Here is a 19,559-nt window from a genome sequence, read left to right on the forward strand (position 1 = left end):
CCTGCAAAATCAATATATTCTTTATTTTCTTGATCCCAAATACGTGAACCTTCGCCACGTACCGGAATGAAATTTGCCGGTGCAAAAACTGGAACCATCCAGTCGTTAAAGTTGCTTCGAGTTACAGAAATTGGCTGTTCCATGCTTACCTCAGTATTTATTTAATATATTCGATAACACTTAATTTTGAATAATTCAGAAAAAGGGGCTGAACAAATAACCCTATAACATCCTTAATATTTGCTCAGACCACTTTTCCTAAAAGTAATTTCCGCAGATTAGCCTGGGAAAATACCACGCTCTTTACGAGCTTTTAAAATACGCTCACATGCCAAGATGTAAGCTGCTGTACGTAAAGTACAAGCGTTGCTATTCGCTGTGTTCCAAACGTCATCCATAGCTTGAACCATCAATTTGTCTAAACGCTCATTGATTTCTTCTTCAGTCCAGAAATAGCTCGCCATGTCTTGAACCCATTCGAAGTAACTTACAGTTACACCGCCGGCGTTACATACAACGTCAGGTACTACAACAATGCCACGCTCAACTAATACGTCTTCAGCTTTAGGATAAGTCGGGCCGTTTGCGCCTTCTAAAATCAACTTAGCTTTAAGTTTTTGAGCACGCTCAACAGTGATTTGACCTTCCAATGCAGCAGGAACAATAATGTCAACTTCTGCTGTCCAGAAATCTTCATCAGCAATTGATTGCGCGCCAGCGAAGCCGCCAATACCGCCTTGATTTGCATTTACGTGATCACGTAAAGCTTCAAGATCAATACCATCAGCATTGAAAATAGTGCCTGTATGGTCTTGAACGTGTGTAACTTTCGCTTTTGATTCAACAAATAAGAAAGCAGCTTCACTACCTACGTTACCAAAACCTTGAATAGCGATTTTCGCACCTTCAATTGGTAAGTTGATTTTTGCAGCTACTTCACGACCTGTAACGAATACACCACGACCAGTCGCTTTTACACGACCTAAAGAACCACCTAAGTGAACTGGCTTACCAGTTACAACACCAGTTACTGTGTAACCTTGGCTAGTAGAATAAGTATCCATCATCCAACCCATGATATTGGCATTTGTACCAACGTCTGGAGCAGGGATATCTTTTTGAGGCCCGATAATGTGACCGATTTCAGTCGTATAACGACGAGTTAAACGCTCTAATTCACGATTAGATAATTTACGTGGATCAACACGGATACCACCTTTTGCACCGCCAAATGGCAAGTTCAAAACAGCAGTTTTAATTGTCATCCATGCAGACAACGCCATAACTTCGTTCAAATCAACATTCGGATGGTAACGAACACCGCCTTTACCAGGACCACGAGACAAGTTGTGTTGTACACGGTAGCCTTCAAAGTGCTGAATAGAACCGTCATCCATTACAATTGGCACGTCTACAATAAGTGCACGTTTTGGACGTTTTAAAGTGTCGATAAACTCAGCTAAGTGGTCTAAGTACGGAGCAACACGGTCAATTTGTGCCAAGTAAGTTTGCCATGCATCGCTGTGTTCGTTTACGTATGAAAGATCTGACATCTTTTTTCCTATATACCTTCATAGACTCAGATTTGATAAATCTGTAATCTTTATTATTTAGCAACTAAAACCCTGAAATAACAGTACCTTAGTTTATTTACTAAATCTTTTGCTCTTCTAAAGCATCAGATTTTTTAAATTCCATTTGTTGGTACTAAAAGTACGATCTACTTTTATATACCGATATCTTTTACAAGTTTTCTTTTGTCTAAATTGCTGTTTATAAAGAGATTTTTATAAAAGCAAAAAACTAGCCACAACCCACTAAAACCAGCCGGCTGAAATATAAATACAAAAGAAGTGACATAACCGTTTGGGAGTTAAAAAGAACTATGATTTACAAAAACCATGAGTCCATAAAATTTTTTTGACTAATCGATAGATCCCTCCATTAGTCTTTTTAAAATAAACTTTGTTCAATAATCCTACAGATTAATTATTTCCACACATACTGCTTAAAATTAAGCCGCAACATAGATATAAAATCTTCCAATAAATATAGCATAGAGCAAGCTCATTTAGAACATTTTAAAATAAATAAGAAGAGAAAAAATAATCAAATCGAACTGACATTTATAATAAAAAAACAACAAATATTAAAAAATCCTTAACTTTAATAAAAAAATATTATAGAAAACAAACAATCATAAATACAAAAAATGTAAATATTTTTATTAATATATAACAACAACTTAATAACTTTTATTTTTTAAAAAACTATCAAAAAATTATCTATTCTTCACATTAAATCCATATTACGTTCATTCAACCCTTATATTCCAAAAAACTAAAAACGGCTCTTTATTAAATAACAAGACTAAACATAGACTTAATCAAATATTTATAATAAATAAATATTAATAAAAATCCGATCAGTGGTAAATTTATAAAACAATATTTGTTTTTATGATCAAAAATAAAAATTCATTTTTAAAAAAAATATATAAAATCCCCCCCTTTTCTAATTTCCTACAGGCAATAAAAAAGCCCCAAATGGGGCCTTTAGACTATGCTTCAGAAAGCATATTTTGCTTAGCTCTACACCACATCTTTCTTATGATAAAAAATGAAGTAGCTCGCATAACACACAAGAATGAAAACAATACAACAGATGAAGCCAACCTGCATCGAAGGATCGAATACCATGCTAATACAAGTAATAGCACAGAACAGACCACCCACAATTGGAGTCAAAGGAAATAAAGGAGCAGCAAAACGCAAATCTTTTGCAGTTTTACCAGATTTATACCACTGTCTACGGAAGTTAAATTGAGATACGCAAATTGCAATCCACACTACAACCATGGTGAAAGCAGCAACACCCAATAAATTCTTAAAAATAGTTTCAGGTGCAAATTGCTCTGAAAGTAAACCTGGTATAGCACCCAGCATTGTGACCACAATTGCTACAATAGGTGTTCCTGAAGGTGTAAGTTTAGAAAAGATTTTTGGTAATTGGTTTTTTGCAGAAAGCGACCACATCATACGTGAAGCAGCAAACAAACCAGAATTTGCAGCAGAGAGTAAAGCCGTAATAATCACAAAGCGAATAATATCTTCGGCATAGGGAATACCAATATAATTAAACACAGTCACAAATGGACTATTACTCACTTCATTACCACTCAAACCAGCAAGCTGGAATGGTAACAATGAACTAATTACAACAATTGTGCCGACAAAGAAAATCAGTAGTCGCCAAATAGCAGCATTGATTGCTTTAGGAACTGTCTGTGCTGGATTCTCCGCCTCCCCAGCTGCCACACCAATTAATTCTGTACCCGAAAAAGCAAAATTAACAATCAGCATAGTTGTAAAAATTGGAAATAACCCATGTGGGAACCAGCCTTGGGCAGTTAAATTGCTAAACAACGGCGCAGTTTCGTGTCCGTGATAAGGGATAAAGCCAAAAATCGCCAGCAAACCCAAGCCAATAAAAAAGATAATTGTGACAACTTTCACAAGTGCCAGCCAAAACTCTGACTCGGCAAATAATCGCGTTGAACTAATATTAATGAAAAAGACTAAGGCACCAAAACATAGCGTCCAAGCCCAAACAGAAGTAGAGGGAAACCACTCACGAACCAGTAAAGCTGCTGCGGTAAATTCTGTTCCTAAAGTCGCGGTCCAAGTTAACCAATATAACCAAGTGATCATATAGCCTGTACCCGGACCAATATAACGACGAGCGTACTCACCGAATGATCCTGATTCTGGTACATGTACCGCAAGTTCACCAAGACATAACATCACGGTATAGGCAATTAAACCGCCTAAAAAATAAGAAATAATTGCGCCAATTGGGCCAGCTTGGGAAATTACATCACCCGACCCTAAAAAAAGACCTGTACCTATGGCACCGCCAAGGGAGATCATCACCAAATGTCGAGTACTCATTGCTCGTTTCAAAGGTGCAGAACTTCCATGTTGCGATGCATCATTATTCCGATAATTTAATGATTGCATATAAAAAACTGTAACGACAATTTAGTAAAAAATCATTTTAGGAGAAAAAAATAAATATGCAATTATCTTTGAATAGTGAACTTATTTTAATCAGCCCCATCCTCCTTAAATAAAATAAATAACAAAAACATAATCTTATAAAAAAACATCGTTATTTATGTATTTTAATTAACCCGATACTATTTCTATAATTTATATATTAATAAAACCCATTTATTTTAAAATATAGTATTTATATTCACCACTAGCTATATCTACTTTTAATACAATAAATATTCGCAGAACAAACACACTATTTATTTAAATAATGAATTTCAAATTAATATACAAATAAATTTATGAAAAAATATTTTTTAAGCAAAAAATAAAGCTCAAACCTTAAGGTCTGAGCTTTATTTAACCACTATAAGGTTTTAAAAGCTGATAGAGACTAGTTGTTCAGTCGACTGAATTGAACCTTCTATAAATTCACACATCCCATGTTCATCACAAGATAAATTTAATTGCTTATAGCTGATTGCAAAACAGTCGGAATATTTTTTGACTACAAACGGACTCATATCCGATGATAAAGGCTCGTCATGCTTGAACAATTTAATGACTTTGCGATCATTCATTCCTAACAAATAAGTTTCATTATTTAATTTAATATGCACTACACCAGTGTGTTCAGCCACAATTGGAATTAAATAAGACTTATTCGCCAGCAGAACATCTAGAGCATAACTTTCAAACTTTGAATTAATGAGGTTGAATACCAAAATTGAGCCAAAGCTGGTCTGCAATCCTTCTTTATAATTCGCAGCGTCCTGAATTCGCTGTACTTTAATACCTAACTTTTGAAAGTCTAGCTCAGTTGCTTGCTGTGTCTTTATTAAACTACGAGTAATAGCCTGTTTAAGGGGGTTATCAAAATAACGCTCATCAAGCTGAAAATCATTTTGGCGTAATATTTTTAACAACATGTCATCATGTTGGGTAAGAACATGTGCAAGTACATTACGGAAGTAAAACTTACTTTGTTTTTTGACCTTGCGAACCTGCTGATAAAAATAGATCTCATCGAAATCATGTTCAATAAAATCATGCAATAAACTTGAGCTTGCCAATACAGACAATGCTTCATGACCAGTAAATGGCAAATGAATCGTATGTAAGTTTGGTAAGAGCTCTTTTATTTTTAGATAATGTTCACGGTCAGTTGAAAAATAAGGGTCATAAACAATTATGTATTCACGTGCTGCATCGACATCTTGCGACTGGATTTGCATCCCTTTATTTGCCACAGCATCGAAAAACTCGGCATAGCGTCGATCTTCAACTTGGTCAGGATCAATTGAATATTGAGGCACAAATGCAATCACACGATTCATATTCAATAAATTAGAATATTTGATTGCTGCATAGCCGCCCATCGAACCGCCATAACCCACAATATTTTTAAAGCCTTCTAGAATAGGCGAAATCGCTTTTGCCAGCTCAATCATGCTCGCTTGAGGAAACCATGATTTTTGTTTTGGCATTACCCCAATAATATTATATTGGTATTTAATTAGGGACTTTTCAGCATTGATAGATAAGCCACTCGCTCGGGTAATCAAATCGCCAAAAGAGAGAACCAATGTATTAGAATCGCCTGGTAAAAAAATGGCTCTAATGTGTTCGTCTTCAAAAATAATTTGCTTATCCATGCTCACACCGAAAGAAAATTTACTCCCACATACAACGTCAAAAATGAAACAAAATAGGTGTTTTGCCAATTTATGATTGCGGAGTATCTTATTTTATAGATGCCAGTCAGATTAAAAAGCGCAAAATATGACACAATCCTTACATCCTGCCGCTCAAAAAGGCTTCAGCTCAGCTGCTGAACTTTATCAGCAAGTTAGACCTAATTATCCCGCAGAAATAGTAAGTTGGCTGCAAAATTGCCTACAAATACAGGAAAACTCTACTGTTATCGATCTTGGATCGGGTACTGGCAAATTCTTACCCTACTTAAAACAAACACATGCAGATGTTATTGCAGTTGAGCCAATTGGCGAGATGTTACAGCAGCTTCAACAAGTTTATCCTGATATCAAAACATTACAGGCTTTTAGCCATTCAATTCCTGTAGCAGACCATGAAATTGATGCCATTATTTGTGCGCAATCTTTCCACTGGTTTGACAACATTGATACCCTAACAGAAATGTATAGAGTATTAAAACCACAAGGACATTTAGGACTTGTTTGGAATCAACGCGACGAGCGTACGGATTGGGTGAAAGCCTTAGCTGATTTTCTACTTCCTCTTGAAGGAGACACGCCGCGTTACCATAGTGAAAAGTGGAAACGTGTGTTTGAACAACAAGATTTATTCATATTTGATAGCCTACAAACATTTACACAGTCGCAATGTGGTTCTGTCGAACAAGTTGTGAGTAAGCGTTTACTCTCTACGAGTTTTATTGCTGCAATGACTGAAAAAGATCAGTTACAACTCAAAGCACAGTTTGAAAAAATTGTTTATGATTTTACGGGATTAGGTCCTCAAGATCAGATTGATTTTCCATATGTCACATATGCATATCACTTTCAGAAAAGTACGTTACCCGTTAAATAATTAGTGAATAGGTTTGGTTGAAAGTTATGAAGAAGAAAACACCTCAAGTCATATTAATGTCTTTGCTTTGCTCTAGCCTATTACTCACTGCTTGTAAAAAAGCGGATGAGCCTGCTAAGACGGAGCAACCATCTGCGACCTCATCTACAGATCAGGTTTTAGAAAAACTAAATGAAAGACCGGTTAAGACGTTCCCTGCCACTGCTGATGATGCACACGATATTGCACTTTTAGAAGACTATGACCGCCGCTTTACAGAAATGAGCGACGAGATGGAAAATGAGTTAGCAAAAATGCATGAAGCGGGAACACTCACAACAGATTTTGAGCAAAAACGTACACTCGATAATGTGCGCTCTGCTCTGACCATGTTAAAAGATTTAGATTTAAAAACTGAGCAAGGACGTTACATTCAGGGATTACTTTATCAATATTGGGAAAACCAAGAAAAACACTATAGTGATAAGCACGTGACTAAAGATGAACAGATCAATGATCTTGCCGACTATTTACAAGCGCAAAATCAATTAAAATATTGGAAAGCATCGCAACAGAAATAAGTATTACTTTACTTATAAAAAAGCCTTCATATTTATGAAGGCTTTTTTCAAATTATATATTTTGCTTTTCAACCCAATGAATTGCCTGAACACGGAATAATTCACATGCACCATCACCCGTGTCGGTTGGCGTAAGTGAAGATTTCCAGACTAAGTTTTTGTCTTTAATCTCGACAAGATCCCCTTTTAGATAAACGAGATCACCACGTTTAACTTGTTTAATCTGTTGAGCAATTTCAGGGTTCGCAGGAATGATATGCATGTTAGACACCATTTGCATTGCTTGCTCTGCTGGAACAGGTAATTTAGGAATTTTCCAGTTTAAATAACGGTCATATTGTTTCACTGAAATATGACGTGCAATTTCAGGCTGTGCAAACAATCCCCAACTTACCGCATAGTCGATAGGGGAAAATTTAGCTTGTTCATCATTTTGATAGACTTTTGAACCCAAGATCCTGAAATTTCCTTGAAAAGGTTGTAATACAGAAATAGATTGATCTTTTTCAATCGGGTTCAAACCATTGGCAATATTATATTCACTTGAGGTCGATGCAAATGCTGAACTCATGCTAATAGCAGTCAGCAAGCCCATCATCAAACATTGTTTTTTCATCGCGTTACACCTCAAATATTGCTAGATCAAAGTGAATAGATCTTCAATTTATAGTAGCCTTAAGTGATGAAAAAAATATCGGAATTTAGTAACAATACAGATCAATTTCGTCTATTTTTGTGCTGAATTAAACAGCTTGTTAATCTTCAAAATCTATTCTCAAAGTTTCAAAACGAACCTTACCTTGTTGGACTGCTTGTGCAATGGCTTGTTGACCTTTAGTAAGCCTTGCACCGCCACTTTTTACATCGAGTAGAATAATATTGATGTCTTCTGCCGTCCCATCACCGTCCCGGAAATCGGTATATCCATCAAAGATAATATAGTCCACCGGATCGCCCATGAATTTTGCATCGCTGGGTAGATACTGAAATTCAGGCAAAACCGGAGCAAATTGTTCTGCCATTTTTCCTTTCAACACCGCACGGCTTGTATTTACACTTCTCTTTTGTGCTTGAGTAAGAGCTTGCTGATGCTCTAATTCAAGTTCAGCAATATATTGCTCATATTCAGCCTTAATTCGTCCATTCCGAGTGTTTGATAAAATAAGAGTAGTGATAATGATGCCAATTCCAGCACCAATAAGCATGGCAAGCCATACAGACATAAATTTTCCTTAAAAAGCGCGAATTAAGATTACAGATCTAATCATATCTAAAATAACGAAACAGCTTAAACTTTTGTCAAATGTGGTCATCTCCTTCACATAAAAAGATGCTAAGGTATAAAACATAAACAAATGTGCTGCTGAAAATAATTGGATTTATGAAAACGATACTTATTGCAAATCAAAAGGGCGGATGCGGAAAAACCATGACGGCCATTACGTTGGCAACAGCATTGGCACAAAAAGGATATAAAGTAGCATTAGCAGATTCGGACAATCAAAAATCGGCTTTACAGTGGTTAAAACAGCGCCCCGATGGTGTCGTAAAAATTCAAAGCCTCGACTGGCGTCATGAAAAATCAATTGGTGATGCGCCTAAAAATCTGGATTATTTAATTATTGATGCGCCTGGTGCACTTTCAGGTGAACATGCTGAGCAACTCATTAGTGAAGCTCATGCCATTATTACTCCACTTCAGCCTTCATTTTTTGATATAGACAGTACTCGTCGCTTTTTAAAGCATTTACAAGATATTAAGCGTATTCGTAAAGGCAAAGTTCAGATTTTACTTCTTGCAAATCGCGTAAAACCAAATAGTGCCAGCTCAAAAGATATTCAACAGTTTTTTGAAAAAATTGAACAGGAACCTGTTGCGTGGATTGCTGAACGCACTGCTTATGGCAGCTTAGCAATGCAAGGCTTAAGCATTTTTGATAAGCCTCAAAAAAACTTTATTACGATTCAAAATCAATGGCAACCTGTTCTAAACAAGTTAGTTGAAGATAAAGCTGAGTGGTTTTAAATCACTTTTAGTCTCTAAAAAGAGATGTATAAGGTTCTTTACATTGCGGCCTTAAAATTTGCCTCAGGTTATTTTTCAGTTAATATGACTTTATTCTATGTAGAAAATTAGAGAAATATTGTTCGTGCATCCATACGCTCCTAATTTACAGCGCGTTTTATTGTTTGGGCTGTTTTTTATTTTGATTTTTTTAGGATTTAATATCCTGAAATACTTTATTGTTCCTGTACTTTGGGCTGCCATCATTGCTTATATGACTTGGCCTATTTATTTAAGAATTCAACGTTTTTTTGGAGAAACCCGTAATACTTTAAATGCAACTCTAATGATTAGTCTGGTCATTTTGGTTGTTGGCGTCCCTTTTACATGCGCTATTTTTATTTTGCAGCATGAAGGCCGCAACTTATATTTTGACTTACAACGTCAAGTTTTTTCAGGTCATTTAAGTGTTCCTGATTTTATTCGTGATCTTCCTTTTGTTGGAAAAGAAATTTCTCGTACACTCAATGAGTTAAATAACGACCCTAATAGCACGATTCAAAATGTTGCAGCTTGGGTACAAAGCCATTTAAGTTATGGCCGTGTACTGCTCGGTGAAATTAGTAAAAATATTGTCAAACTTGGCTTTGCCGTATTTAGCCTATTTTTCTTCTACCGTGATGGTCAAATGATTTTGTCTCAGGTGAGTAAAGCCTTAGAAATGGTTATAGGCCCTCGTATTCACCATTATCTCGATACGATTTCGGAAACGACTCGTGCTGTAGTCTATGGCGTGGGTTTAACTGCAATTGCTCAAGCTGTTTTAGCTGGATTAAGTTATTTCGTAGCAGGTGTCCCTAACCCAATGGTGCTTACCATTGCTACTTTCTTATTGGCTTTAATTCCATTTGGTACACCCATTTCCTATTTAGGTGTCGGTCTATGGTTGTTCTCTCAGGGACAAACTATGGAAGCAATTGGTGTAGTAGTTTGGGGTGTAGTGATTGTTAGTAGCTCAGATAATGTGATTCGACCACTTGTGATTTCTGGTGCTACAAAAATTCCATTCTTATTAATCATGTTTGGTGTGTTAGGTGGTATTGCAAGTTTCGGATTAGTAGGTTTATTTATTGGGCCTGTAATTCTGGCTATTTTACTGGCAATTTGGCGTGAATGGTTACATGAAACCATTGAGCCTGAACCTATGCCTAAAACGACTATGATTTATGATTCTGAAAGTGAATCTTCTAATGATAAAGAGTGATTTATTTATTTAATTTAAAAATGTTTCTAGATACAAATTAACTATTTAAATTAACTTGTAGGTTAAACCTTGGTTTGTTTGAATCAAACAATCATATATATTTATAAGGACATCCGATCATGCAGATGTTTAATAAAATTGGCGCAGTCTGTGCGCTTACAGCTTTTTTTACGGTTGGCTGTAGTTCAGTCACAAAAACTGTATCAGATACAGCTCAAGCATTAACGACAATGCATACGAAAAAAGTGGTAGATGTAAATGAAGTGACTGCCGCTGGTATTGGTAAAAAATTAGGTACGATTAGCTTTCAAGATAGCGACAAAGGTTTAATTATTACCCCTGCTCTAGCTGACTTACCAAGTGGTACACGCGGCTTCCATATTCATGAAAATGCCTCTTGTGAACCAGCTGTAAAAGATGGAAAAGCTGGTGCTGCTTTAGCTGCTGGTAGTCACTACAACCCGAATCAAGCCCCTCATCACGGTACTCCAACAACTGGCCACTTAGGTGATTTACCTGCTTTAGTAGTCGATAATACTGGTGTTGCAACGACTGCAGTAATCGCACCTCGATTGAAACTTGCTGATCTTCAAGGTCGAGCTATCATGATTCATGCGGGTGGCGATAACTATTCAGACTCACCTCTGCCTCTCGGCGGTGGCGGAGCACGAATTGCATGTGGCGTGATTAAATAATTTATGTCTTTTTCAAATTGTGGGTATCTAAAAAGATATCCACAATTTTGTTAATTTATTGATCGTTATAACTTGATTTAAGCCTAATAAAATCTTAAAAAATGACTGACTTTTGTAGATAAAAAGAATAATATTTTTGAAGTAATAAAAATTTAAAGTTACATACTGCTTTCTCACGTATTCTCTAATTTAGAACAAAAGCCGTGAACTATCTGACCCAAATATTTAATAGTTTTAAGACGAACTCGATTTTAATTTATTGCCTGCAAATTTTGATTGTACTCACAGGCACAACTTTGGGTTTACTTTGGCTAGGCCATAACGAGCTCATCGTTCCCGTAACTTTAGGCGCGATTGCAGCAGCATTAACCGACTTTGATGATCGCTTAAGTATTCGATTACGTAACTTGGTTTACGTCTGTCTCCTCTTTTTTACAGTCAGTAGTATTCTTGGGTTTTTAGCTCCCTACAAAATTTTCTTTATTTTATATCTTTCTCTTTCTAGTGCTTTTTTCATTTTATTAGGCGCTTTAGGGCAACGTTATGCCACAATTTCATTTGGCACTATTTTGCTTTCCATTTATAGCATGTTCGGTTTAGGAGAATATGCGCACTGGTACCAACAACCCACCTACTTTGTTTATGGTGCTTTGTGGTACGGCTTTACATCTATTTTGTTTTTTATTATTAAGCCGACACTTCCCTTACAAGATAAGCTCTCACAAATTTTTAAAGAAATTTCTGTTCTACTTCAAGCAAAAGCACGTTTGTTTGATCCCGACAATAAAGAAAACGTAGAACAACTCTTATATGAACTGTCCTTACAAAATACGCAAGTTGCTCAAAGTCTCAATCAAATACGCAGCTCCCTGCTCACTCGACTCAAAGCTTCACGGGTCAGTAATAAAAGTATCTATTGGCTAAACCTGTATTTTTTTGCGCGGGACATTCACGAGCAAGCAACCTCTAATTATTTACATTACGAGCATATTCAACAGAACTTTAGCCGTAGTGATCTTATTTTCCGTTTCCAAAAAAATCTACGCCTACAAGCGCAAGCGTGCCAAGATCTAGCTCAGTGTATTTTGCATAATCGACCATCTCAGCCTTCGCAAGAAAGCCGGACGGTATTGAACCATTTGAAAAGTTCTTTAAAGGACTGGATACAACAGCATCCACAAAACTTTGAAGTTAAAAATTTAAGACTTATTTTTGATAATTTAAAGGGAATGCACGAACAGTTTGAACAACTACAATATGCACAGCCCTTCCCTGAAAATAATACCCAAACAAGACAAGAACACTTAAATTTACTTGATGATGATATTCAAGGGTTTTCAGATCTGATCTTAAAACTCAGGCAACAGCTTACACCACAGTCAGCCTTATTTAGACATGCCATACGAATTGCAGTCGTTTTCGCCGCAGGTTATGCCATTTCATTATTACCATTTGCTCAGCATGGCTATTGGATTTTACTGACTAGTTTATTTGTCTGTCAGATCACTTATTTTGCGACTAAAAGCCGTCTTAAACTAAGAACCATTGGCACCTTACTCGGTGTCTTATTAGGAATACCTATTCTATATTTTGTACCGAGTATTGAAGGTCAGCTCATCATTACGATTATTTGCGGAGTCTGTTTTTTCTACTTAAGGCAAAAGAAATATGCATTGGCGACGCTTATGGCCACCCTCATGGTGCTGTTAATTTTTAACTTAAAAGGTGCTGGCTACAGCATTATTTTACCCCGTCTGATAGATACGCTGTTAGGCTGTTTTATTGCATGGCTTGCCGTAAACTTTATTTGGCCTGATTGGAACTTCCGCAATATTCCTAACAATATTAAGAAAAGTAGCAAAGCGACCTTAGATTATTTCAATGTGATTGTTGAGCAATATCAATATGGCAAAAATCAGGATATAGAATACCGTCGAATTCGTCGTGCTGCCCATAATGCTCAAATCGAGCTATCGAACATGATCTCGAGTTTAAGTGCTGAACCGAATCCAAATCCGCAACTCATCCATTACGCTTTTCGCTATTTGGTTTATAGCCACAGCCAGCTGAGCTATGTAGCAGCGTTAGGTAGCCAACGGCAGAAAATTGATGAAGAGCAGGTTTTACAATTATTACTACGCTGCCAAGAAATTTTGAGCCAGAGTGTTCTTGAGCAAGCCCTACCCGACCACACGCTCATTTCTCAAATATTACAAGAAATTCAGGACCTAACAGCTCAAGAACAGTTATCTGAGAAATACACCTTGGTCTTGAAACAAATCAGTTTATTGTTAGAAACATTACCAGAATTGCTGATGCTTAAAGATAAGCTGTTAGAACAAGAAATTACCTAATATTAAAAAAATACCGGAATATCGATTCCGGTATTTTTAATTTAATCATTTCCTTCGAGCTTTCTTTCTTGCATTTCCTGCTTTAAAGCACTTCGTGGTTGAGTAAACCAAAGAGCAATAAAGGTAAATGCAGATAATACAAAGGCCCATAAATGAAATTGCGTATAGAGGTAACGTACCAGCTCAATCATTGCAAAGAAGCTCATCATCAATAGCATCGAAACGGCCGCTGCAACAGTTCCTTTTGATACTTCAGATGACATGAGTGCAAAGCGATATAAGACTGAAAAGCTAATTCCCTCACCAAAACAGATGAGCGTCATGCCTGTAAGCAAACAAGGAATTAAATAGGTTTGCCACACCACACCTAATATTAAAATGAGTGTCCCAATCAGCATAATCGGTAAGCCAATTAGAATAGTTTTACCTAAAGCTAGACGGTCAATAATTTTAATTAAGACAATGTTACCTAAAATGAGACCAACAAATACTGGAAATTGAGCCAAGCCATATTGCACACTAGTGAGCTTTAACTCATCTACCAAAATGATTGGAGATAAAGCAATCCAAAGCATTAAAGGCATGCCCACCAACGGTAAGGCAAGACTTAAGCCTAAAAAACGGCGATTAGTAAACACCTTTTTAAAATCATCAAAAAGATAACTAAAAGGTTGTCGAGTTACACTGGCTTGCTGACTTGGCATCTGTTTTTTTAAACCGACCCAACTGAGTAATGCCAATACAGCAATGGCGACAAAGCCCCAATGCCAAGACACATAATCAATTAAAAAGGCTCCAAGTACAGGCCCCAGCAATGGTGCAAGCAACGAGATATTTGCCATGAGTGCCATAACTTTAATTGCATCACGCTCGGCAAAACTCTCTTGAATAGCGGCATAACCGACTGCGGAGATTACAGTTAGGCCAATTCCCTGCAAAAATCTTAATGCTAGAAACTGTTCTATTTGCCGTGTTAGTAAAATTAAAAAGCAGCATAGAGCAAAAAACAAAACCCCTGCTAGCAATACTTTTTTACGTCCGAGACGATCTGACAATGGTCCAAGTAACCATGCAACCGTAGCACCACCTAATAAATAAAATGACATTGAAGATGGGGCCCAAGTTGCACTTACACCAAAATCTTCAGTAATTGCCAACATTGCTGGCTGAATAAGGTCATTGCCAATATAAACCGCAAATTCAAATAGCACTAAGGCCAAAGGAAACATCAACGTTGTACGGTTCAACGTTGTCGTTTGAATATTTTTCATGAGTTGTACACTTCAAAATAACGGCCAAAATGTCTCAGTAACTACATATTGAAATAAATAATGTAGTCATGACGATGACAGTATGGTCTATCAATCTTTAGTTAAGTTTTTATATGCCGTGAGAGTGCATGTTTAGAATGTGAAACACCGTATTCACAAGGTGTCTAAAACGAGAAAAAATGTATGACGTGAGATTCGGTAATTTTTACCAATTGGCACAATTGCCGAGCGCAACAATAGCACTTTTTAAATTGATCAGCAATCATGCAATTTCAAGAAGCTTAAATTTCAGTTTTTTGCACTAAAAAACCCACAAATTCTTGTTGTGCACAAACTCAAAGTTATCCACATATTCGATAAAAAATTAAGCATTAAGGACAAGGATTAACTTGAAAGTCTGGGGCATCTTGTCCTTGTGTACATTGATAGCTTTGCTTTTTATTTACAATTTTCCAGACTTGCTGGTCTCGCTTTAATAAATATTCTGTACGGACTTTTGTTATCGCATCTTCGCTCGGATCTGTCTGTAAAATAGTGACTTGAGCATTAGAGGGATCATCGGCAGCATTCATTTGCTGTGAAATATCCAAATTGTTTGCATCATTTAAGAGATCGGGCTGATCGAGTAATACCGCTTGTATCGGGCTATCAGCAAGTTGAGCAGAAGAATTTTTCGCTGGGGCACAAGCCGTTAGCGTTACAAGGCTAAAAGCAATCAGCAAACTCATTTTTCTCATACGTGATCTCTTAGATTTACTCAAATTTAATGCTAAAGACTACAAATAATTTTTTCCGTTCTACTTTGTAAAGTGTTCATCTTTAATGTGGAAAATAAAATGATGCATCAAATCAATATTAGTGACTTTTAATCAATAATATTTTTCCTATTCATGCATTTTTCAACAAGAGTAAATTCCGTAAAGTACACATCAAATTTAGGAAATTAATTAGAGTAACTCTCATGAGCAATATTTTAGTGATTAATGGCGCCAAACAATTTGCCCATTCCAATGGTGAATTAAATGACACGCTCACGACATTGGCAACAGACCATCTCACTGAACTAGGCCATGAAGTTCAAGTGACTCGTGCAGATAGCGACTACAATGCAGAAGCTGAAGTAGAAAAATTCTTATGGGCAGATGTTGTTATTTATCAAATGCCAGGTTGGTGGATGGGTGCACCTTGGACTGTAAAAAAATATATTGATGATGTATTTACGACAGGACACGGTTCACTTTATGCAAGTGATGGTCGTAGCCGCTCTAATGCTTCAAAAAAATATGGTTCAGGTGGTTTAATTCATGACAAAAAATATATGCTGTCACTCACTTGGAATGCGCCAATGGAAGCATTTGACGATGCAGATCAGTTCTTCCACGGCGTAGGCGTAGATGGTGTTTATTTACCATTCCATAAAGCTAATCAGTTCTTAGGCATGGGCACATTACCGACTTTTATTGTAAACGACGTAATTAAAATGCCTGACGTTGATAGTTATGTTGAAGAATATAAAGCACACTTAAATAGTGTATTTGCAGCAGCTTAAAAAGGAGAAATCCATGCTAACCATTATTGCAGAAATTCGCACCAAATCAGCTGGGCAGCATCGTCAAAACGTGTTGGATGCTTTTCAAAAAATTATTCCAACTGTTTTAGCAGAAGATGGTTGTCATGGTTATGAACCTTTAGTTGACCACAAATCAAATGCGAGCTTCCAGACTCAAGAGCCTGACACGATTGTGATGTTAGAAAAATGGGCAAGCGTTGCTCATCTTGAGGCACATTTGGCTACGCCTCATATGCAAGCACATCATGAAGCAGTTAAAGATGATGTCATTGATGTCAAAATTAAAATTTTAGAAAGCGGCGTATAATTTAGCCCATAAAAAAGACGATATATTTATCGTCTTTTTTTATATTTTAAGAACAAAGCTGTGTTTGAAAACCTCTAGAGCCTTTCCCTCTCGCACACTGATAGCTTTTTTGCTTATTCTGCAACTGCCACTTTTCATCCACTAATTTAAATGCATATTCTGTTCGAATAGCAGAAACGGAGTCATCCATTAAACCTGTTTGAATGACAACAATACGGGAAACTGTTGGAGATTCTACTCGGTTAAACACTTGCTGAACTGAGGTATTGTTATGCTCTTTTACAATCTCAGGTTGAGCTTTAAGTACTTGTTGCATAGGGGTTTCGGAGCCCACAAAAGGAATTAATTTACTGGTCGTCGCACACCCAGTGAAAAGTCCAGCACAGAGCGCTGAAATTAAAAATAAACGTTGCATTTTTATCACCAAAAACAAAAGGCATAGCTTTATGATGCTATGCCTTGCTCGGTTACTCTGTAGAAACTATGTAGTTCTAAGGATAGCTACTCTTTTACAGATCAAATAATTGTTCTTACTCACTCAACTTTAACGACAATCGTTTGATAAAATTAATTTCTATTACACATAACAAATAGGATCATTATGCAACTGACGTATGCGGGACAAGTTTTCTTGGTGGTCGTTGCAGTTTTGATGATTTGGTCATTTGTACTCACCAAGTTTTGGGTCAAGCGTTTAGCTAAAAATCGTAAAAGTAGTAAGTTTGAATTTGCCTATTTATTTGCCGTGGTTTTTAGTATTAGTGCTTTATTTTTCCCATTTACTTATTGGGTTTCTCAGGCAGTCTACGGCTTAGCAACCAAACCAACTTACGATGCAACTGTAGTGAGTTATACTTCGGAATGGGTAGATACTGAACGTACCGACTCAAATGGGCGTAAATATAAAACTAAGACACTGATGCATATTGCTCAGGTTCAATTTAAAGATAATCAAAACAGAACTCTAACTTTAGACAACTCAGTTCGCTCTGGTGATGTACCTGTAGTTGGTGAACATATTACTGTTATTTATGAATCAGGTGATCACACCGCACAAGAAAAGAGCTGGCGAACAATTCTATTGTTTGCAGCCGCTTTATTTATGCTGTTTATTTTAGGTTATGTGTTGCTCATGATTATTGCCTATAGTCTAAAGCGCGACATGGAACCCTACAAAACATTTGCTAGTACGTTAATTTTTAAAGTCACAGTTCCACTTGGAACAATGGCGATGTTTTCGATGTTGTCTTATTCTATTTTTGCCTATTTCTTTTTAGGTAATCCAAGGGATTTACCTGTGTGGGCCATTGGGCTTTGTAGCTTTTTTGCTCTTAGTCTTTTACCGTTGATTTATCATATTGTGACGGGCTGGAAAGCGTACAAGAAATAACTCTATCTAAAGCCACTTGTAAGATAAGTGGCTTTATCAAAAGTTACCCAAACTAAGTTAAATCAACTGGTTGAATATTATTAATTTCGACAAGATTAGGATTAGGCTCGAACTTTAACCAACCATTTTTCATCCACCTTTCCACTAGATTGCTTCCAAGAATGGAAAGTAAGTTATTTAACAATTCAAATTTTGCATAATTATTGAAATAAAAAACAATAATATTACAACGCTGCTGAATAAACTCTCCATTAAAGGAGAATATTTCTTTAATATAATTTTCATCTGATTGGTCTAAAGAGTGTCCCCATATTTGAATATTGTAAGTTTCTTCAGAACTTTGCTTCAACACTCCGTAATCTCTAGTTTTAGCATCAAACATTGTTCTAAAATATACATCTACACTTAAAGAGGGGTTATCTAAGTAACTATTGATTTCATCCTCTAAACTTTTAACTTTTCTTTCCGTAGAGTAAAAATGATTAATAATTTCACTTAAAAAAATATAATCCGTATTTTTATACATTTTCTGATGATATTTAGTAAAACCATATGCTTTTATATTTTTTAATGATTCTGACTTTAAATCTGAAATCCCTAAAACAATATTTTGATTAACACCCGCCTTACCATGTAAGAAATCAACATATCGATCATTATTACAAATCTTAGTGTAAGTATTAGTATAATTAAATGAATAAACCTTATCATAATTAGAAATATAACTATCATCTATACCATTTTTAAACTTAAGATCACAAATCAAACAAAGATACCAGTTAAAAATATCAATAAAATTATTCAAAGATTCATTCAAATCCCCAATACTATTTTCAACCATATAAAAATCATATTTATCAAAGCGCTTAATATATTTATCACTTATAAAATAATTGTAATTCTTTGACTTCAAATCTGTGTAATTAAATTCTCTATATCCATCTGAATCTCTTACTGATTTATAATATTTCTTTTCTAAAATTTTCACACATGATAGAGCATCGCAAGCTCTTTCTCCCAGATAAATAAATTTATTAGAAGTAGAATCGTTACTTATAGATGTTTTTACTTCCAACTCAAGATTGTTATCTTTATTATAAAAATCAGTTATTTTTTCAAATAATTTAGTAAAATAATTTAATACTTCTTCAATCTTTTTTTCGAAATCTATCCAAGTTCTTACCTGTCTTACATGATCAGAGAAATATTGGTACCAAACATTTTCTTTCAAATGTTGCTTTAACTCTATGATTTGGTCAACCGAGATTTTGGTCTCATCTGTTTGATACATTGATTTTGTATATCTGAAGAAATAATTCTCTTTTTCATACAAAGAGCCAAATAGATCATCAAAGCTCATCTCCCCAACAGATAAATCCCAATTTTCTATAGCTTCCATTGCAACCATAAAATGGTCATACTTTGTAGGCAAATAGTGAGATAAATCGAAGCCATTACCAACTATTAGAATATTCATTGTTATAAAATTCTCATAATAAAAAAGCGCATCTTTCGAT

The 19,559-nt window shown here is 35.9% G+C and carries 18 protein-coding genes and 1 pseudogene; 9 read left to right on the forward strand and 10 right to left on the reverse strand.

Going from position 1 to position 19,559, the window contains the following annotated elements; translation table 11 throughout:
* The 4 genes and pseudogenes from AC1PJP_RS10080 to AC1PJP_RS10095 all read right to left on the reverse strand — a co-directional run.
* Window positions 1-143, reverse strand: a pseudogene (locus tag AC1PJP_RS10080) (hypothetical protein); the annotation flags it as partial.
* Between the two features lie 135 nt (window positions 144-278).
* The gene (locus AC1PJP_RS10085) at window positions 279-1,553 is read right to left on the reverse strand and encodes a Glu/Leu/Phe/Val family dehydrogenase (RefSeq protein ID WP_004789729.1); all 1,275 of its coding nucleotides are present in this window, start codon (window positions 1,551-1,553) and stop codon (window positions 279-281) included.
* Between the two features lie 1,038 nt (window positions 1,554-2,591).
* Window positions 2,592-4,019 carry an amino acid permease gene (locus AC1PJP_RS10090; RefSeq protein WP_312322961.1) on the reverse strand — a complete coding sequence of 476 codons (1,428 nt, stop codon included), beginning with the start codon at window positions 4,017-4,019 and terminating at the stop codon, window positions 2,592-2,594.
* Between the two features lie 413 nt (window positions 4,020-4,432).
* Window positions 4,433-5,710, reverse strand: coding sequence for a hypothetical protein (locus AC1PJP_RS10095; RefSeq protein ID WP_479766909.1), 1,278 nt, complete (start codon window positions 5,708-5,710; stop codon window positions 4,433-4,435).
* Between the two features lie 127 nt (window positions 5,711-5,837).
* Here AC1PJP_RS10095 and AC1PJP_RS10100 point away from each other — a divergent pair, with 127 nt between their 5' ends.
* The gene (locus AC1PJP_RS10100) at window positions 5,838-6,626 is read left to right on the forward strand and encodes a class I SAM-dependent methyltransferase (RefSeq protein ID WP_479766910.1); all 789 of its coding nucleotides are present in this window, start codon (window positions 5,838-5,840) and stop codon (window positions 6,624-6,626) included.
* 26 nt (window positions 6,627-6,652) lie between these two features.
* Window positions 6,653-7,186, forward strand: coding sequence for a hypothetical protein (locus tag AC1PJP_RS10105; protein ID WP_479766911.1), 534 nt, complete (start codon window positions 6,653-6,655; stop codon window positions 7,184-7,186).
* A 52-nt stretch (window positions 7,187-7,238) separates the two neighbouring features.
* Here the strand turns inward: AC1PJP_RS10105 and AC1PJP_RS10110 are convergent, their stop codons facing one another.
* Both AC1PJP_RS10110 and AC1PJP_RS10115 read right to left on the reverse strand, forming a co-directional pair.
* The gene (locus AC1PJP_RS10110) at window positions 7,239-7,802 is read right to left on the reverse strand and encodes a hypothetical protein (RefSeq protein ID WP_479766912.1); all 564 of its coding nucleotides are present in this window, start codon (window positions 7,800-7,802) and stop codon (window positions 7,239-7,241) included.
* A gap of 139 nt (window positions 7,803-7,941) precedes the next feature.
* Complete coding sequence (locus tag AC1PJP_RS10115) at window positions 7,942-8,409, reverse strand: Holliday junction resolvase-like protein (protein ID WP_002116954.1); 468 nt, start codon at window positions 8,407-8,409, stop codon at window positions 7,942-7,944.
* Window positions 8,410-8,567: 158 nt separating this feature from the next.
* Here AC1PJP_RS10115 and AC1PJP_RS10120 point away from each other — a divergent pair, with 158 nt between their 5' ends.
* From AC1PJP_RS10120 to yccS, 4 genes are all read left to right on the forward strand, one after another.
* Window positions 8,568-9,212: a ParA family protein gene (locus AC1PJP_RS10120; RefSeq protein ID WP_479766913.1), complete on the forward strand. Its 645-nt coding sequence runs from the start codon at window positions 8,568-8,570 to the stop codon at window positions 9,210-9,212.
* 124 nt (window positions 9,213-9,336) lie between these two features.
* Complete coding sequence (locus tag AC1PJP_RS10125; RefSeq protein WP_013196736.1) at window positions 9,337-10,455, forward strand: AI-2E family transporter; 1,119 nt, start codon at window positions 9,337-9,339, stop codon at window positions 10,453-10,455.
* Between the two features lie 125 nt (window positions 10,456-10,580).
* Entirely contained in the window at window positions 10,581-11,150 is a 570-nt protein-coding gene (gene sodC, locus AC1PJP_RS10130) for a superoxide dismutase family protein (protein ID WP_151768241.1), read from the forward strand.
* Window positions 11,151-11,353: 203 nt separating this feature from the next.
* Window positions 11,354-13,504, forward strand: a complete 2,151-nt coding sequence (gene yccS / locus AC1PJP_RS10135) for a YccS family putative transporter (RefSeq protein WP_479766914.1) — start codon at window positions 11,354-11,356, stop codon at window positions 13,502-13,504.
* 41 nt (window positions 13,505-13,545) lie between these two features.
* On the opposite strand, the gene craA is transcribed toward yccS, so the two are convergent.
* Window positions 13,546-14,775: a chloramphenicol efflux MFS transporter CraA gene (gene craA, locus AC1PJP_RS10140; RefSeq protein ID WP_479766915.1), complete on the reverse strand. Its 1,230-nt coding sequence runs from the start codon at window positions 14,773-14,775 to the stop codon at window positions 13,546-13,548.
* A 371-nt stretch (window positions 14,776-15,146) separates the two neighbouring features.
* Window positions 15,147-15,512, reverse strand: a complete 366-nt coding sequence (locus AC1PJP_RS10145; RefSeq protein WP_111855048.1) for a hypothetical protein — start codon at window positions 15,510-15,512, stop codon at window positions 15,147-15,149.
* Between the two features lie 224 nt (window positions 15,513-15,736).
* Here AC1PJP_RS10145 and AC1PJP_RS10150 point away from each other — a divergent pair, with 224 nt between their 5' ends.
* Both AC1PJP_RS10150 and AC1PJP_RS10155 read left to right on the forward strand, forming a co-directional pair.
* Window positions 15,737-16,324 (forward strand): NAD(P)H-dependent oxidoreductase, encoded by a 588-nt coding sequence (locus tag AC1PJP_RS10150; RefSeq protein ID WP_479766916.1) that lies wholly within the window; start codon window positions 15,737-15,739, stop codon window positions 16,322-16,324.
* Window positions 16,325-16,337: 13 nt separating this feature from the next.
* Window positions 16,338-16,652, forward strand: a complete 315-nt coding sequence (locus AC1PJP_RS10155) for a putative quinol monooxygenase (RefSeq protein WP_267531238.1) — start codon at window positions 16,338-16,340, stop codon at window positions 16,650-16,652.
* Between the two features lie 46 nt (window positions 16,653-16,698).
* Here the strand turns inward: AC1PJP_RS10155 and AC1PJP_RS10160 are convergent, their stop codons facing one another.
* A complete protein-coding gene (locus tag AC1PJP_RS10160; protein ID WP_004789750.1) occupies window positions 16,699-17,067 on the reverse strand; it encodes a hypothetical protein in 369 nt (122 codons plus the stop codon).
* Between the two features lie 186 nt (window positions 17,068-17,253).
* Between AC1PJP_RS10160 and AC1PJP_RS10165 the strand changes: the two genes are divergently transcribed.
* Entirely contained in the window at window positions 17,254-18,042 is a 789-nt protein-coding gene (locus tag AC1PJP_RS10165; RefSeq protein ID WP_479766917.1) for a xanthine permease, read from the forward strand.
* A gap of 52 nt (window positions 18,043-18,094) precedes the next feature.
* Here the strand turns inward: AC1PJP_RS10165 and AC1PJP_RS10170 are convergent, their stop codons facing one another.
* Window positions 18,095-19,519 carry an AbiH family protein gene (locus AC1PJP_RS10170; protein WP_199945114.1) on the reverse strand — a complete coding sequence of 475 codons (1,425 nt, stop codon included), beginning with the start codon at window positions 19,517-19,519 and terminating at the stop codon, window positions 18,095-18,097.
* Between the last annotated feature and the right edge of the window lie 40 nt (window positions 19,520-19,559).

The organism is Acinetobacter sp. V116_7 (assembly GCF_056735735.1).